The organism is Sphingomonas hankookensis (assembly GCF_001619955.1).
In the GTDB taxonomy this organism is placed as follows: Bacteria; Pseudomonadota; Alphaproteobacteria; order Sphingomonadales; family Sphingomonadaceae; genus Sphingomonas; species Sphingomonas hankookensis_A.
The window spans coordinates 96,575-110,562 of the sequence record NZ_LQQO01000008.1 but is presented as its reverse complement, the minus strand read 5'-3'; the positions used below and the strand labels follow the sequence as shown (position 1 = coordinate 110,562).

Below are 13,988 nucleotides of genomic sequence, written 5' to 3'. Positions count from 1 at the left end.
ATCAGTTCTCCGCGTCGAACGCCTGTAGCGCCAGTACCGCCTGCGTCCGGTTGCTGACGCCCAGTTTGCGAAAGATCGCCGACAGGTGCGATTTCACCGTCGGTTCGGCCAGTTGCAGGTCATAGGCGATCTGCTTGTTCTGATGCCCGTTCACGATCGCGCGGAGCACGCGAAGCTGCGCGATCGAAAGGGTGCCGACACGTTCGGCCAGGTCGACGCGGTGGTCGCTGAGCGACGTCTCCGCAATGCCCTCCGGCAGCCAGCTCTGCCCGTCCAGCAACGCGCGGATCGCGCCGACCATCTGGTCGATCGACGAGGATTTCGGAATGAAACCCTTCGCACCCAGCGCCTGTGCCTGGGCGACGACGGCCGGCTCCTCGCGACCGGAAACGATGGCGATGGTCGCCGCCGGCCGGATCGCGCGCAACACCGCCAGACCGGCGAACCCCTGTACGTCGGGCAGCATCAGGTCGAGCAGGATCAGGTCGTAATCGGTCCGCCGAACCTGTTCCTCGGCTTCCGCCAGGGTCGTCACGCAGTCCTTGGTGATCCCCGGATCGACCGCCCGCGCCGCCATTCCCAACGCCGTCGCGCACATCGGATGATCGTCTGCGACCAGAATATGCGGCATTTACAATCCCTTGTCCGGGTGCTGGTCGACCAGCGATGGGCGTGACCCTACACTATTGCAACAGCCCCTAACAACGGCTTGCCGTAACGGCCGTACGCCGAATGCATTAGTTCGCAACCGGACGTCCTGCAAAATCTTCACGAAGTACCTGTTCGATCGGGCGATCGATGCCCCGCGTCAGTGCTGCCGGGACGGTCACCGCAAATCCCCGATCGACCAATCCGTCGATCGCCCAGCGCACGCAATAGTCCGCCGCAACGCCGACGACGATCGCCTGCCCGACGCCTTGGTCGCGCAGATCGGCGAAGAATGTGTCGCGCGGGACGGGAGGCAGTTCGTTCCTCGGATCGTGCAGCATCAGCCCGTCTTCGGCCCACATGTCGAACACGCCCTTTTCCAGCGTCCGGCAGGGGATCGTCGCCGGCACCGCCAGCGGGTCGAGCAGGTTGCGCCACCCCGGTGTGCCCTTGACGCAGTGGATCGGGAACAGCTTCGCTTCCGGACTGTCGGGATAGGTTTCCGCATAATGCGTGTCGAAGGTGAAGATGATCGCCGCCGTATCCGCTTCGGTTCGTTGCGCAAGCCATCGGGCCAGCGGTGCGACGATCGCCTCTGCGCCGGGGACGGGCAGGGCGCCATCGGGCAGCATGAAATCGGCCTGGGTATCGACCACGATGATCAGATCACGCATCGGAACGGTCCTCCTGCCGCTTTACATATTCGCTAATCGGATATATGTAAAGCGGATGGAAGACGCGGGGTTCCTCGATCGCTATGATCCGGCGGACTATGATCGGCCATCGGTAGCGGTCGACTGCGTTGCGCTCGGGATGATCGACGGCACGTTGGGCGTCCTGCTGGCCCGGCGGGATCGTCCGCCCTTCGCCGGCGACTGGGCGCTTCCCGGGGGTTTCGTCGGCATCGACGAATCGCTGGAGGCGGCGGCCGGGCGGGTGCTGCACGACAAGGCCGGCTTGTCCGGCGGTTCGCCCGAACAGGTCCATTGCTTCGGCGCGGTCGATCGCGATCCCCGGATGCGGATCATCAGCATCGCCTACCGTGTCCTGCTCGATCCCGCGCGGATGGCGGCAGTGCGGCTTCGCGACGATCAATGCTGGGCGCCGCTCGATCCGGCGGGGCGGCGGGACGTGCGGCTGGCGTTCGACCATGATCGCATCGTCGCGCTGACGCTGGATCGGTTGCGGGCCACGATCGACGACGCCGCCTTTGCCCTGCTGCCCGAACGCTTCACTCTGCGCGAGTTGCAGGCGGTCCACGAAGCGGTGCTCGGCCGCCCCCTCAACAAGCCCGCCTTCCGCCGCCGCATGCTGGAACGCGGCGTGCTCCACCCGACCGGAACGTTCGAAACGGGACGGGCCTTCCGCCCCGCCGAGTTGTATATCCACATCCCAAAAGGCCCCCCATGGTAATGACCGACATCGCGACCCGGGTATGGAACCATGGCTGGCGGCTCGACCCGGTCGTGCGCAGCCTGCTCGACACCGATTTCTACAAGCTGCTGATGGTGCAGATGATCCGCGAGGTGCATCCGGACGTCCGCGCGACCTTTGCCGTGATCAATCGCAGCAAGTCGGTGCGGTTGGCCGAGGTCATCGACGAAGGCGAACTCCGCGCGCAGCTGGACCATGCCCGTACGGTCGGTTTTTCCAAGCAGGAACTGATCTGGCTGGCGGGTAACAGCTTCTACGGCGTCGAGCGGATGTTCGCGCCGGGTTTCATCGACTGGCTCAGCCGGTTTCGGCTGCCCGACTATGAGCTGTCGGTGCGCGATGGCCAGTATGAACTGCATTTCGACGGTCCCTGGGCCGAAACGTCGCTGTGGGAGATTCCGGCGCTTGCCATCCTGAACGAACTCCGCGCGCGGGCGGCGCTGCGCGACCATGGCCGGTTCGCGCTGGACGTGACCTATGCCCGGGCGAAGGCGCGATTGTGGGACAAGGTCGAGCGGCTGCGCACGCTGCCCGATCTGGTCCTGTCGGACTTCGGCACCCGCCGGCGCCACGGCTTCCTGTGGCAGCGCTGGTGCGTCGAGGCGTTGCAGGAGGGGCTGGGCAGCCGGTTCGTCGGCACCTCCAACGTGCTGCTGGCGATGCAGGCGGGGGTCGAGGCGATCGGCACCAATGCGCACGAACTGCCGATGGTGGAGGCGGCGCTGTCCGACGACGATGCGGGGATCGCCGCCGCGCCCTACCGTGTGCTGGAGGAATGGCGACGGCATTATGGCGGCAACCTGCTGATCGCCTTGCCCGATGCGTTCGGGACGACCGCGTTCCTGCGCAACGCGCCACACTGGCTGGCGGACTGGACCGGCTTCCGCCCCGACAGCATGCCACCGATCGAGGGGGGCGAACAGATATTGCGCTGGTGGCAGGAACAGGGCGTCGATCCCCGGTCCAAGCTGCTGATCTTTTCCGACGGGATGGACGTCGACAGCATCCTGAAGACCTATCAACATTTTCACGGACGCGTGCGCATGAGCTTCGGCTGGGGCACCAACCTCACCAACGATTTCCGCGGCTGCGACCCGTTGGGGGGCGAGGGGCTGGAGCCGATCTCGCTGGTATGCAAGGTCATCAGCGCCAATGGGCGTCCGGCGGTCAAGCTGTCGGACAATCCGGCCAAGGCGACCGGCGATCCGTCAGATATCGCCCGTTACCTCCGCATCTTTGGCGAGGGCGGCCGGGTGGCGAGCCCCGTCGCGGTATAGCGGGGGGAACGTCCCGCGCGTCCCGGGCATTGAGGGAACGAGGAGAGCGACGATGCCCGATCCCAAGACCCCGACCGATGGCGATGCCAACCTGTCGGTCGATCACCAGCGCGACGGCGACGCCCGCCGCCCGAGCGACACGCTGGACCGCGAGCAACCGCACACGCCCGCCGAAGACGACCCGCCGCGCAAGTCGGCGCTGACCTGAGCGGCGTCAGACCCGGACGTAGCGGAAATACCAGACTTCGTGGCCCTGCCGCCGGGCTTTGCGTTCGTAGCGGGTTTCCGGCCAGTCGGCGGGGCGGGTCAGGAAGTCGGCGGCGGTTTGTGCCTGCCACACGAAGTCGCGGCGCTGGTCCATGATCATCATCGCCCAGCGGCAATAGGTCGGGTCGTCGGTGCCGAGGCGGAACTCGCCGCCCGGCCGCAGCTTGCGTGCGATCAGGTCCATGGGCCCATGGTTCATCATGCGGCGCTTGGCATGGCGCGCCTTGGGCCAGGGATCGGGGTGGAGCAGATAGACGCGCTCGAGGCTGCCATCCGGGAAGCGTTCGATCACCTCCAGCGCGTCGCCCATGTGCAGGCGGACATTGGCGAGTTCGTCGTCGCGGATATGGTTCAGCGCGCCGACCACTCCGTTCAGGAACGGTTCGCAGCCGACAAAGCCGTGATGCGGGCGGGCACCGGCCTGTCCGGCGAGATGTTCGCCCGCGCCGAAGCCGATCTCCACCTCGACCGGGCGGTCGTCGCCGAACAGCACATGCGAATCGAGCGGTCCGGTATCGGGGACGGAGACCTGCGGCAGCAGTTCCTCGACCAGCGCGGCCTGGCCCTGGCGCAGCTTGTGGCCCTGACGACGGCCATAGAGGCGGCGAATGGTGGTGGGATCGTTCATCGCGGCGCTCCTACCCGCCCGGGCGGCGTGTCGACAAGGAGCTTCCGCGCGGGCCGGGGGTTGGAGGGCCATGGGCAAGAAGAAGAAAGCCAAGCGCGGGGCGAAGCAACTGGTCGATGCCGATATCGACCTCGGCCATGGCGTGGCCGCCGAGCTGCGGCATCATCCGGTGGTCAAGGTCGCGGGCACGCTGAGCGAGGTGGCCGACCAGCCGCCGATGGTCGCGATCAACCTGTCCACCATCGCCGCCGGGCTGATCGCGCAGGACGCCCGGCTGACGCGGACGGGCATACGGATGCTGATGGCGCATGGGCTCGCGACGCTGGCCAAATCGGCGATCAAGCATAATGTCGACCGGGCGCGACCCAAGCTGTTCGCCAGTCGCGAGGCGCATCGGCCGAAGCCCGGCGACCATGACGAAGGCCCGCACAATTCCTTTCCGTCCGGCCATACCGCCGGGGCGGTCGCGGTGGCGCGGGCGGTGGCGCGGGAATATCCGCAGGCGGCGGTGCCGGTCCATGCCGCCGCTGCAACCATCGCCGCGATCCAGGTGCCGCGAGGCACGCATTTCCCGATCGACGTGGTGGCCGGGGCGGTCATCGGCTGGGCGGCGGAGGCGATCGTCGCAAGGGTGATGCCGGAGGCTGGAAGTTGACAAAGGTTGCGGGGCGTCGAATTTTTGTCAGCCTATATTTTGTTTTCTTACAGTGGGTTGGGCGTAACTTTCTGCGCCGAAGTTGACACTTCGCTCGCGGGGTGACGCGAGAAGCGGGACCCCGGATCAAGTCCGGGGTGACGTAGGGGAGCCGACGATGTCAAAGGGCATCGGCGAGCATGGCAGCGCCGTCCGGTGTAGGAAAGCGCTTCGCCCTATTTGAACACGTCGGGGTTCACCGCGACGTCGCGCTTCTTGCCCCAGGTCGTCGTCCTGGCGAGGACGGGCCGGTCGAGCACGCCGATCAGCGTTTCGGGCGAAGGCAGGCCGGTCATCGGCGTGTGGGTCGCAACCGATCCGGGTTCGTAGCCGGCGACCGACCATTGGCGGACCTGCTTGCCCTCCGCCTGTCCCAGTTCGCGCGCGATCACATCGGGTTGGACCGCGATGCCGCGTCCGCTGTCGCTGATCGCGAGCAGATAGCCCTCCGGTTCGGCATTTTCGCGATAGGCCGCGCCGAACGGGGCGGGGGCCGGATCGCGGCACCAGAGCGGCGCCGTGGCAGGCGGCGTGCCCTTGCCGTCCGCCGCCGCCGCGATCAGGCCGCCGGTGAGCGCGGCGGATTGAATCGCCTTGGGATCGGTCACCGTGGTTGCGGCGGCATCGAAGACGAGCGGGGTGGCGCACGCCGCGACGGGTGCGGCGGCGGGCGCGGCGGGGATCGTCCGCGGCCATGCGAGCGCGTCGAGGATCGCCGGGATGCGCGCCGCGACCGCCGCACCGTCCATCTTGCTGGAACTGTAGCGCACCTTCACCAGCCATTCGCCGACCGGCAGGATGGCAAGCGCGGTGCCGCGATAGGGCGGCTTGTTCAACGTCCAGCCGGCCATCAGGCCGCTGACGGTCGACTGTCCCGGCGGCGTGAAGGCGGTGGGCACGACCGGCGCGACGTTGCCGAACAATTCGCGGCGCTGTTCGACCGAGGCGCGGGCGCGGTCGAACCACACCGGCACGCTGCCGGTGAGCGAGCGATAGACATAGACGGTAATCATGTCCTCGCCATTTTCGTATTTGGCGAAGACGTCGAGTTCCTGATCGCCGAATTGCCGGACGCCGACGCGGGCGATGCCGTCCAGCTGGGCGGGGGTCGTGATGCCGCTATGCTTGAAGCGATAGGGCTTGCCCGGCTTCGCGTTGATCGCCGTGCCGCTTTGCTGCGCGGCGACCGGTGTCGCGACAATCATCCCCGCTGCCAGTGCAGCCATCCATATCCGCATGTCATCCCCCCCTGGGCGGCCGTTCGTCGGGCCGTCTGTCGTGGGCGAACCTTTCCTACTTTTGGGTGGGATGTCGAGGCGGTTGTGGCGCTGGGGCGGCTTTTGCGCGGGTGCGCGCGGTACGCCGGCCGGGGATGAAGAAGCGGGACCCCGGGTCAAGCCCGGGGTGACGGGTAGGTGGTTGCGAACTAGGCGGCGGGCTTCGGTGCTCATCTTGCTTTGGTGGCGGGTGAGGGGATGAGCACGGCCGGAGCGCCGGGCTTAAGCGCAAACATGCGATTACCGCTGAGCGGCGTGATGACGAACAGCCGCCGTTGATACGCCTCCACGACGAAGCTGTGCGCTTCGTTGGGGAGCGGCCCGGTGAGGGTGGATACGACGCCGCCGACGACGCGCTGCTTCGCGGAGGGCGGGGGCAGCGTCATGCAGCCCTTTGAGAAGGCATGGGGCGCGGTGGCACGGCCGTCGGGCGCGACATCGACGCGGTAATGGCCGCCGATCGGCATGTCGTCGGCCTTGGTCTGGGCGGACAGGAAATAGACTGCGGTCACGTCGCTGGCGGTGGCGGGTGGAACGACCACGGTGTTGAAGGCCGGGCCGCAGGGGCGCAGGGCGGCGGCGCCCATCGCCTTGGCCGCGCTGTCGCGGGCGGCGATCAGGCTGAGCTGCGACGGGGACAGGGCCGCCGCGTCGGCCGGGACGAGCTTCGCATCGGCGAGCTTTCCGCCGACCAGGCGCGCGGTGTAGAGCGCGCGGGGCGGTTGCGACCGGTCGTGGAAGGTCAGGATCGGTGCGGTCGCCGGCCCCTCGACGATCCAGCCGCCGAGCTTCTGCCGCCAGTCGGGCAGGCGCCGTTGCACATCGTCGGTGCCGAGCCATGCGACCCGATCATAGGCGGCGAGCAGGCGGCCGCGTTCGGTAGTGCGGTCCAGCGCCGCGCGTTCCTCCGCCGACAGGGTTTGGGCGGGCGCGGTCTGCGCCACGGCCGGCGCGGCCAGGATCATCGCCAAGAGTGCCGTCGCGGTTCGCATCCTGTCCTCCCATGCGGCGGTCATGAAAAAGGGAGGCCCGCCGTCGCCGGCGAACCTCCCCCTTTTTTCGAACGGTGTCGACCGGAAATCAGGCGGCGAGCGCGGCCTTCAGGTCGTCGACCAGATCGGTTTTTTCCCACGGGAACAGGTCGCCTTCGGGCTTGCGGCCGAAATGGCCGTAAGCGGCGGTCGGGCGATAGATCGGCTTGTTGAGGCCGAGATGCGTGCGGATGCCGCGCGGGGTCAGGCCGCCCAGCTTCTCGATGCCGGCGATCGCGGTTTCGATCGCGTCGTCGGCGACGGTGCCGGTGCCGTGCGTGTCGACATAGAGCGACAGCGGCTTCGACACGCCGATCGCATAGGCGAGCTGGATCGTGCAGCGCTTGGCGAGGCCGGCGGCGACGATGTTCTTCGCGAGGTAGCGGGTGATGTAGGCCGCCGAACGGTCGACCTTGGTCGGGTCCTTGCCGCTGAACGCGCCGCCGCCGTGCGGGGCGGCGCCGCCATAGGTGTCGACGATGATCTTGCGGCCGGTCAGGCCCGCATCACCGTCCGGGCCGCCGATTTCGAAGCTGCCGGTCGGGTTGATGTGGTATTCGGTCGCGTCCGACAGCAGGTCGGCGGGCAGCACGTCGGCGACGACCGACTTCACGTAATTGTGCAGCTCGGCTTCCTTGTCGCCATTGTCGTAGCCGGCGGCATGCTGGGTCGAGACGACGATCGCGGTCGCGGCGACCGGCTTGCCGTTTTCGAAGCGCAGCGTGACCTGGCTCTTGGCATCGGGTTCGAGGAACGGCGCGGCGCCCGAATGGCGGTCGGCGGCCATCTTGGCGAGGATCTTGTGGCTGTAGTCGAGCGTGGCCGGCATCAGGTCCGGCGTTTCGTCGCAGGCGAAGCCGAACATGATGCCCTGATCGCCGGCGCCTTCGTCCTTGTTCCCCGATGCGTCGACGCCCTGCGCGATATGCGCCGACTGCGCATGCAGGTTGTTTTCGAAGCGGAAGGTTTCCCAGTGGAAGCCCGACTGTTCATAGCCGATCTTCTTCACGGTTTCGCGCACGGTGCGTTCGATCTCGGCCTCGGCGCCCTCGGCCCACTGGTCGTTTTCGAACACGCCCTTGCAGCGGATTTCACCGGCGAGGACGACGAGCTGGGTCGTGGTCAGCGTTTCGCAGGCGATGCGCGCTTCGGGGTCCTTCGACAGGAACAGGTCGACGATCGAATCGGAAATCTGGTCCGCGACCTTGTCGGGATGGCCTTCGGAAACCGATTCCGAGGTGAAGAGATAATTGGAACGCATGGACTTCCTCTAGGCTAGAGGGAAAGCACGCGGCCGTTGCCATGCCGCATATAAAGCTTTCCTTATGTCGGTGCCCTAGCGCGCGCGGCGGCGGATGGCAATCGCAAGGCCGCACAGCAAAACTATCGCCAGCAGCGCCATCCAGTTGCCGACCCGCGCGAACAGTGTGGGGGCGTGGGGGGCAGGCAGCGGCACCTCGATCGCGTCGGCGCGGCCCGCCGGGATGGTCGCGACCAGCGCACCGCTGGCGTCGATCACCGCCGAGATGCCGGTGGGGGTGGCGCGCAGGATCGGCAGCCCTTCCTCGGTCGCGCGGAGACGGGCTTGGGCGAGGTGCTGCGGCGGCCCCCAGGTGCCGAACCAGGCGTCGTTCGACGGATTGAACAGGAAGGCGGGACGATGGGCGCGGTCGACGACTTGGCCTGAAAAGATGATCTCGTAGCAGATCTGCATGCCGACCTGGCCGAAGCCGGGCAGGGTGAGGGTGGCGGGGCCGGGGCCGGGGGCGAAGTCGATGTCGCCCATGACGAGGCGTGACAGGCCGAGCGGCTGGAGGATCGATCGCAGCGGGAGGTATTCGCCGCCGGGGACCAGATGCGCCTTGTCATAGCGGCCGGCGATGCGGGTGTCGGGGGTGAGGGCGAACACCGAATTGCCCGCGCCGGTCAGCTGGCTGCGCGGGTCGAAGTTCAGTGCGGTACCGCCGACCAGCGCGACGTCGCGGGGGCCGAGGATGCTGGCGATGCGCGCGCGCAGCAGCGCGGGCGGCGCGTCATACCATTCGGGCGGGTAGCCGTCCTCGAGATAATAGTTCACCGTGCCTTCGGGCCAGACGATCAGGCGCGGGGCGCGGCCGGGGGTGCCGGAGAGCTCGATCTGCCTTTCGAGCAGGCGCTGGTCGTAGCCGGGGCTGCGGACCGCTTCCTGCGGGAAGTTCGGCTGGACGACGCGGACGCGCGGGGCATCGGGGGTGGCGGCGATCCGGGCGGGGGTATCGCCCCGCCACAGGAACCAGCCCATCAGCAGCGCGAATACCGCCAGCACGCCGGTACGTCGGACGCGTGTCGGGGCGAGCAGGATCGTACCGCTGAGCAACACGGTCAGGCCCGACAGGGTGTAGGTACCGGTGATCGTCGCCAGCCCCCGCAGCGGGGTCGGGACCCAGATCACGCCGATCGGGTTCCACGCATAGCCGGTGAAGACGATGGCGCGCGCATATTCGGTCGCGATCCATGCCGCTGCGGCGATGGCGACATAGGCGAGGTCGGGGCGCCCGCTGCGCCGGCCCAGCTTCCACGCGATGCCACCCGCCAGCATCGGGTAGATGGCGAGGTAGAGCGCGAGGCCGACGACCGCGACATAGCCGAGGGCCGGCGGCATCCGGTCCTGGAAGTCGAAGGCGTGCTGGATCCAGTTGTTGCCGATGGTGAAATGGGCGACGCCGAACAGCCAGGAGCGCCACAGCGCCGCCTTCAGCGTCGGCGCCTGATGGACGACCCACAGCCACAGCGCCAGCGCGGCGAGCGTGACCGGCCACCATTGGAGCGGCGCGAAACCAAGGGCCGAGGTCAGGCCGGCGAGCAGGGCGAGGAGAGCGGGCACGCGGGTGCATATCCGGCTTGCGGGGGGTGGGTGCAAGGGGGCGGTTCCATCGTGTTCCGTTTGGTTCGAGCCTGTCGAGAATGGGGTGCCCGGAACGCGGTGTTCTCGACGGACGCTTCTCGACAGGCTCGAAGCTGCTCGAACCGAACGGGATCGGGGTGGGGGCGGCAGAACTCAGCCTCGTTCGGTTCGAGCCTGTTGGGACCGGACTGCCCCGAACGGGGCGTTCTCGACAGACGCTTCTCGACAGGCTCGAAGCTGCTCGAACCGAACGGGATCGGGATGGGGGGCGCCAGAACTCAGCCTCGTTCAGTTCGAGCCTGTTGGGACCGGACTTCCCCGAGCGCGGCGTTCTCGATGGACGCTTCTCGACAGGCTCGAAGCTGCTCGAACCGAACGGGATCGGGGTGGGGGGGCGCCAGAACTCAGCCCCGTTCGGTTCGAGCTTGTCGAGAACCACGCGCCATCGGCGGGCTTAGCTGCTATCCCGAGCCCATGACTGCCTATGCCTGGCTCGCCATCGCGATCGTCGCCGAAGTGATCGCCACCTCGACCATGCGTGCGACGCAGGGGTTTACCCGGATCGGGCCGTCGCTGGTGACGGTCGCGGGCTATGCGGTGGCGTTCTACTGCCTGTCGCTGGCGCTCCGGACCATGCCGACGGGGATCGCCTATGCGATCTGGTCGGGGGTCGGGATCGTGCTGGTCGCGGGCATCGCCTGGGGCTGGCAGGGGCAGCGGCTGGACGTCCCGGCGATGCTCGGCATGGCGCTCATCATCGCGGGCGTGATCGTGATGAACCTGTTTTCCAAGAGCGTCGCGCACTAAATAAGGCGCGAAGAGGAGTTTCCATGAACCAACCGGTCGAAGTCGATATCCCCCACAAACTGGGTCGTGCGGGCGTGCGGCAGCGGATCGATGGCGGCATCGACAAGCTGGCGAACATGATCCCCGGCGGCGTGATGCACGACAAGCGCTGGGACGGCGACACGCTGCACTTCACGGTCAGCGGGATGGGGCAGACGGTCAAGGCACGTTGCGAGATGCACGACGCCCATGTCCATGCGGTGCTCGACCTGCCGCCGATGCTGGCCATGTTCGCGAACAAGATCAAGGAGAAGCTGGGCCGCGACGGGCCGGCGTTGTTGAAGTAGGTCCCTAACGCCACCGACGTCACCCCAGCCTGCGCTGGGGTGACGCCTGGGGAGAAGGGCGGCGTGCGGATCAGCGCGTCGCCAGCGGCTGGCTGACCCGCCAGATCACGTTGCCGACATCGTCGGCGACCAGCATCGCGCCGGTGCGGTCGGCGATGACGCCCACCGGGCGGCCGAACGCCTGCTTGCCATCGGCCGAGAGGAAGCCGGTGAGCAGATCGACCGGCTTCGCATCCTTCGCGGGGAAACCGCCATCGGCGGCGAAGGGCACGTACACGACCTTGTAGCCCGAGGGAGGCACGCGGTTCCACGATCCGTGCAGGCCGATCGCCGCGCCATTGGCGAAACGGTCGCCCAATCGCATGTCACCGGTAAAGGCGAGGCCGAGCGGCGCGACATGGGCGCCGAGCGCATAGTCGGGGCGGGCGACATACTGGCGCAGGTCGGGGCGCTGCGGCTGGACGCGGTCGTCGATATAACCGCCCCAATAATGCCACGGCCAACCATAGTTGCCGCCGAACTCCACCTTGGTCAGGTAATCGGGCGGCATGTCGGAGCCGAGCATGTCGCGTTCGTTGACGACCGCCCACAAATCCTTCGTCCGCGGTTCGAACGCCATGCCGTTCGCGTTGCGCAAGCCGGTGGCGTAGATGCGAAAGCTCTTCTTTTCCGGATCGACCTGCCAGATGGCGGCGCGGTTCTTTTCGATCTCCAGCCCGTTTTCGGCGATGTTGGAGGCCGAGCCGACGCTGACGTACAGCGACTCGCCATCGGGATCGGCGACGACGTTGCGCGCCCAGTGATTGCCGCCGCCGGGCAGGTCGACGATTTTTTCCGCATCCGCGGTGATCCGGGTCTGCCCGACGCGGAAGGGATAGCGGACCAGCGCGTCGGTGTTGGCGACGTACAGCCAGTCGCCGACCACCGCCATGCCGAAGGGCGAGTTCAGCCCGCTGAGCAATGTCGAGCGCCCCTCCGCCACGCCGTCGCCATTCGCGTCACGCAGCAGGGTGATGCGGTTGGCGGACGGGGCGCCGGCGCCGGCCTGTTTCATGAACAGGCGCATGAAGAAGCCGGTGATGCCGCCGCCCTCGCGCGGGGGGCTGTTGGTTTCGGCGACCAGCACATCGCCATTGGCGAGGCGGTAGAGCCAGCGCGGATGGTCGAGGCCCTTGGCGAACGCCTGGACCTGCAGGCCCGCCGGGGCGGTCGGGGTCTGGCCGTCCTGCCACCCGGTCGGTTCGGCGACGCGGACGGTGGGGATCGTCTGCTTGCGGACCTGCGACAGCTGCGGCACGCGGCCGGCGACGGCGTTTTCGCTCAGCTGTGCCCGGTCGGGGCGGGTGAGATAGAAGACCAGCCCGGCGACAAGGACCAGCAGGACGATTCCGAAACGGACGGCATGTTTGCGCATGGAGCGTGGATACAAGCGCGCCCCCGCGCGGCAAAGCGAAAAGGGCCGCCGATGCCAAGGGAGCAGCATCGGCGGCCCGTCGGATGCAGTAGGGAGGGCGCGACCATCGTCAGCGCCGCGTCCCGCGGCTCCATCCGATTCGTTATGCGGGGGATGTCCCCGCCTTAGGCCATGGTTTCAGCTGTAACCAGTGGCTTGTTACGTCAGGAACCGTACCCAAAGAATACGACCGTATCATGGCACCGGAACGCGTAGTTTCGCGCGATGTGATCGATTGCGGCGATCAGGCCGAAAGCGCCCGCGTCGTTGGCCCCGACGGCGAAAAAGCGGACCCCGGGTCAAGCCCGGGGTGACGGAAGGGGGGAAGGTCGGCGCAGGATGCGCGGCGGGCTATTCCTCGACCGCCGGCAACGGGGGGTGGAGGCGCAGGCGCAGGACGCGGCGGGTGTCGGCGGCGATGATCTCGATCCGCCATCCCGAGGGATGGTCGAGGCAGGTGCCCTGTTTCGGCACTTCGCCGGCGAGCACGAAGGCGAGGCCGCCCAGCGTCTCGACATCTTCCTCGACCTCGCCCAGGCGCGGGTCGATCAGTTCGGCGGCGTCTTCCAGCTCCGCCCGCGCATCGGCCTCCCACGCACCGCCGTCCAGCGGCACGAACAGGTCGGTCGGCGCCTCGTCATGCTCGTCCTCGATCGCGCCGACGATCTCCTCGACCAGATCCTCGATCGTGATGAGGCCGTCCGTGCCCGAATATTCGTCGAGCACGATGGCGAGATGGGTGCGGCTGGCCTGCATCTGCGCCAGCAGGTCGAGCGTGCCCATCGACTGCGGCACATAGAGCGGCTGCCGCAGCAGGCTGATCGCGGTCGGGGGAGGCTCCTCGCCCTTGGCAAGGATCGCGAACACGTCCTTTACGTGCACCATGCCGACGATGGTATCGAGCTTTTCGCGATAGACTGGCAGGCGGCTGTGTCCCGCTTCGGCGAACAGCTTCACGACATCGGCGAAGGGCGTGTTCTCCTCCAGCGCGACGATATCGGCGCGCGGCACGCCCATGTCGCCGGCATCGCGTTCGCCGAAATGCAGGATGTTGCGCAGCATCTTGCGCTCGATCGGCGACAGGTCGCCCGCGACCGGTGCATCGTTTTCGTCCTCATGCGCCGCGATCACTTCCTCGATCCGTTCGCGCAGCGTCTCGCTGGCGTCGGTGCCGAAGATCAGCGAGCGCAGCCCCCGCCATATGCCCCCTTCGGAGCTGCTACTGTCGCCGGGCGCGGTGCTGGTCGAAACGTCGGCCATGA

General features: G+C 67.5%; 15 protein-coding genes. 6 read left to right on the top strand and 9 right to left on the bottom strand.

The window, feature by feature from the left end; genetic code table 11:
* Window position 1: 1 nt before the first annotated feature.
* Window positions 2-631, bottom strand: a complete 630-nt coding sequence (locus AVT10_RS06480) for a response regulator transcription factor (protein WP_066689474.1) — start codon at window positions 629-631, stop codon at window positions 2-4.
* 106 nt (window positions 632-737) lie between these two features.
* The gene (locus AVT10_RS06475; protein ID WP_066689473.1) at window positions 738-1,322 is read right to left on the bottom strand and encodes a cysteine hydrolase family protein; all 585 of its coding nucleotides are present in this window, start codon (window positions 1,320-1,322) and stop codon (window positions 738-740) included.
* Window positions 1,323-1,377: 55 nt separating this feature from the next.
* Between AVT10_RS06475 and AVT10_RS06470 the strand changes: the two genes are divergently transcribed.
* The 3 genes from AVT10_RS06470 to AVT10_RS18510 are packed head-to-tail and all read left to right on the top strand — an operon-like array spanning window position 1,378 to window position 3,567.
* A complete protein-coding gene (locus AVT10_RS06470) occupies window positions 1,378-2,061 on the top strand; it encodes an NUDIX hydrolase (protein WP_066689472.1) in 684 nt (227 codons plus the stop codon).
* Window positions 2,055-3,359, top strand: coding sequence for a nicotinate phosphoribosyltransferase (pncB, locus tag AVT10_RS06465; protein WP_066689471.1), 1,305 nt, complete (start codon window positions 2,055-2,057; stop codon window positions 3,357-3,359). Before AVT10_RS06470 ends, pncB begins: the two co-directional genes overlap by 7 nt.
* A gap of 52 nt (window positions 3,360-3,411) precedes the next feature.
* Window positions 3,412-3,567, top strand: a complete 156-nt coding sequence (locus AVT10_RS18510; protein ID WP_164523833.1) for a hypothetical protein — start codon at window positions 3,412-3,414, stop codon at window positions 3,565-3,567.
* Window positions 3,568-3,573: 6 nt separating this feature from the next.
* Here the strand turns inward: AVT10_RS18510 and trmB are convergent, their stop codons facing one another.
* Entirely contained in the window at window positions 3,574-4,254 is a 681-nt protein-coding gene (trmB, locus tag AVT10_RS06460) for a tRNA (guanosine(46)-N7)-methyltransferase TrmB (protein WP_066689470.1), read from the bottom strand.
* A 70-nt stretch (window positions 4,255-4,324) separates the two neighbouring features.
* Between trmB and AVT10_RS06455 the strand changes: the two genes are divergently transcribed.
* Window positions 4,325-4,909, top strand: coding sequence for a phosphatase PAP2 family protein (locus tag AVT10_RS06455; RefSeq protein WP_066689469.1), 585 nt, complete (start codon window positions 4,325-4,327; stop codon window positions 4,907-4,909).
* A 215-nt stretch (window positions 4,910-5,124) separates the two neighbouring features.
* Here the strand turns inward: AVT10_RS06455 and AVT10_RS06450 are convergent, their stop codons facing one another.
* The 4 genes from AVT10_RS06450 to lnt all read right to left on the bottom strand — a co-directional run bounded on the left by AVT10_RS06450 (window position 5,125) and on the right by lnt (window position 10,119).
* The gene (locus AVT10_RS06450) at window positions 5,125-6,186 is read right to left on the bottom strand and encodes a hypothetical protein (RefSeq protein WP_157092697.1); all 1,062 of its coding nucleotides are present in this window, start codon (window positions 6,184-6,186) and stop codon (window positions 5,125-5,127) included.
* A 209-nt stretch (window positions 6,187-6,395) separates the two neighbouring features.
* On the bottom strand, window positions 6,396-7,217 hold the full coding sequence (locus AVT10_RS06445; RefSeq protein WP_157092696.1) for a hypothetical protein: 822 nt from the start codon (window positions 7,215-7,217) through the stop codon (window positions 6,396-6,398).
* 88 nt (window positions 7,218-7,305) lie between these two features.
* On the bottom strand, window positions 7,306-8,517 hold the full coding sequence (metK, locus tag AVT10_RS06440; protein WP_066689466.1) for a methionine adenosyltransferase: 1,212 nt from the start codon (window positions 8,515-8,517) through the stop codon (window positions 7,306-7,308).
* Between the two features lie 75 nt (window positions 8,518-8,592).
* Window positions 8,593-10,119 (bottom strand): apolipoprotein N-acyltransferase, encoded by a 1,527-nt coding sequence (gene lnt / locus AVT10_RS06435; RefSeq protein ID WP_232307901.1) that lies wholly within the window; start codon window positions 10,117-10,119, stop codon window positions 8,593-8,595.
* A 495-nt stretch (window positions 10,120-10,614) separates the two neighbouring features.
* Between lnt and AVT10_RS06430 the strand changes: the two genes are divergently transcribed.
* Window positions 10,615-10,947, top strand: coding sequence for an SMR family transporter (locus AVT10_RS06430; protein ID WP_066689464.1), 333 nt, complete (start codon window positions 10,615-10,617; stop codon window positions 10,945-10,947).
* Window positions 10,948-10,970: 23 nt separating this feature from the next.
* Window positions 10,971-11,273, top strand: coding sequence for a polyhydroxyalkanoic acid system family protein (locus AVT10_RS06425; RefSeq protein WP_066689463.1), 303 nt, complete (start codon window positions 10,971-10,973; stop codon window positions 11,271-11,273).
* 70 nt (window positions 11,274-11,343) lie between these two features.
* On the opposite strand, the gene AVT10_RS06420 is transcribed toward AVT10_RS06425, so the two are convergent.
* Window positions 11,344-12,687 (bottom strand): PQQ-dependent sugar dehydrogenase, encoded by a 1,344-nt coding sequence (locus AVT10_RS06420; protein WP_066689462.1) that lies wholly within the window; start codon window positions 12,685-12,687, stop codon window positions 11,344-11,346.
* 390 nt (window positions 12,688-13,077) lie between these two features.
* Window positions 13,078-13,986, bottom strand: a complete 909-nt coding sequence (locus AVT10_RS06415; RefSeq protein ID WP_066689461.1) for a hemolysin family protein — start codon at window positions 13,984-13,986, stop codon at window positions 13,078-13,080.
* Window positions 13,987-13,988: the final 2 nt, after the last annotated feature.